Origin of the sequence: Spirillospora sp. NPDC046719 (genome assembly GCF_040645715.1) — a bacterium.
GTDB lineage: Bacteria > Actinomycetota > Actinomycetes > Streptosporangiales > Streptosporangiaceae > Spirillospora.
In genome coordinates this window covers 1-1,815 of the sequence record NZ_JBEYYT010000846.1, presented here as the reverse complement: position 1 = coordinate 1,815, position 1,815 = coordinate 1, and the positions used below count along the sequence as shown (strand labels likewise).

At 74.2% G+C, this 1,815-nt stretch carries 2 protein-coding genes and 1 pseudogene; 2 read left to right on the top strand and 1 reads right to left on the bottom strand.

The features are described from left to right. The coding region (locus tag ABZ914_RS50880) for a lysine 5,6-aminomutase subunit alpha TIM-barrel domain-containing protein (RefSeq protein ID WP_500201754.1) at positions 1 to 341 on the bottom strand (341 nt) is incomplete at its 3' end. Between the two features lie 369 nt (positions 342 to 710). On the opposite strand from ABZ914_RS50880, the gene ABZ914_RS50875 reads away from it, so the two are divergent. Together ABZ914_RS50875 and ABZ914_RS50870 are read left to right on the top strand one after the other, a co-directional pair. Next, the gene (locus ABZ914_RS50875) at positions 711 to 1,481 is read left to right on the top strand and encodes a bestrophin-like domain (protein ID WP_387018595.1); all 771 of its coding nucleotides are present in this window, start codon (positions 711 to 713) and stop codon (positions 1,479 to 1,481) included. 2 nt (positions 1,482 to 1,483) lie between these two features. Next, a pseudogene (locus ABZ914_RS50870) lies at positions 1,484 to 1,815 on the top strand (hypothetical protein); the annotation flags it as partial.

The window sequence follows — 1,815 nt, the reverse complement described above, 5'->3', positions numbered from 1 at the left end:
GTTCCGGCTGCCCGCCGGAACGACACGCGGCCGCGGGCGGCGGCCTGCGCGAGGTCGCCGAGGGTCCGGTGCGGCCCGGTGAGCAGCGCGTCCCACACCGGCAGGGCGAGGCCGTGCTCCAGGCCGACCTGGTCGCGGACGGCGTCGGCGAGGTGGTTGGCCCAGGGCCGGCCCTCGTCGTCGGCGCCGGTCAGCCCGGCCAGCCGCAGCAGCGCCCGCTCAACCGAGACGGTGGTGTGGGAGCGGGCCATCCGGATGATCGGTTCCGCGGCCCGGGCGGCGAGCCGCCGGGCGGCGGCCACCACCTGCGGATCGAGGTCCAGCTTTCCCTGCGGCGCCATTGCCGTCTCCCCTCACGCTGCCGCCCCTCTCAGGCCGGTTACCGACAATCGTCCTTCTATGCGAGTTCTCTACCGGAGATCTTCCGGCATCTGAACCACAAATCGCAAGAACTAACAGCGGATACTGCGGCCACAGGTGTACGCCGCACCTTCCCCTCCAGTCCTTCCCCGCCCGCGGACGCGCTCCCCCGCCGGGCGAAAGCCCGTCCGGGGCCAGCCTTTGCTCCCCGGCCCGGACACCGGGCTCACTTCCAGGTGAGGACCAAAGGGAAACCAGAGACCGGACACGTTTCGTGAAATTACAATCACCGACAGTGGCATGCGGGCGGGGACCCGGCCCCGCCCGCGCACGTCCGGTTCTGGAGGGGCATGATCATTTATATTGCGGCCGCCGTGTGCGCCGTCATCGTGGTGATCCTCGCGAGCCGGCTGGTGCGGCGGGGGCGGCACGGCGTCGACGACCCCGACCCCGACGGCCCCACCACCGCCCACACGGGGGCGATGCTGTCGGCGCTGTTCCTGCTCGCGTTCGCCATCGCCATCGTGGTCCCGTGGACCTCGGCCGACTCCGCCCGGTCCAACACCTACGCCGAGAGCCAGGCGGTCGTCGAGGCGTATTGGGCGGCGTCCCGGCTGCCCGCCGCCGACGCCCAGCAGATCCAGGCCGGGCTCCGCGACTACGTGCAGCTCGTCCGCGGTCCCGAATGGCGGCTGATGCGCGACCACGACCGGCTCAGCGCCGCGGGGTGGACGAAGCTCGACGCCCTGCGCCGCGAGGTGATGGCCGTCAAGACCCCCACCGACGAGCTCCAGAACGCCCAGGGCTCCGTCCTGGACCACCTCACCGAGATCTCCGCCGCCCGCCACCAGCGGGCCATGGACGCCAAGACCACCCCGCCGGTCGGGCTGCTGGTCGTCACCGTGCTCACCGGCGTCGTCGTGATGCTGCTGCCCCTGTTCGCCGGCGCCAGGCCGCGCGGGCTGACCCTCGTCCCGCTCGCGCTCATGGCGGGGCTGCTGGCCGCCGGCGTCTACCTGGTCTTCGACATCGCGCACGTGTTCCGGGGCGGCCTGGCCGTCCATCCCGACGCGTTCACCGGCGCGGCGGCGGAACTGCGGCGCATCTCCGGAGGTGGCTGAGCATGCGCCGCCTGCCGCTGCTGCCCGCCGCGATCTGCGGCGCGCTCGCCGGGACGCTGGCGCTGCCGACCTGCGCGTCGGCCGATCCCTCGCCCGACCCGTCGTCCTCGTCCTCGGTCACGGTCACCGGGCAGGGCGGCGGCGGGGTGAGCGTGTGCATCGACGGGCTGGTCCACGTGGACGTCGGCCCGGGCGCGCCGGGCTGCGTCAAGCCGCCGGCCCCCGCGCCGGAGCCTCCGCCGAAGCCCGCGCCACCGCCGCCGACGCACGCCCCGCCGCCGACGCACGCGCCTCCCCCCGAGACGCCTCCGCCGCCCGAGACGCCCGCACCGCC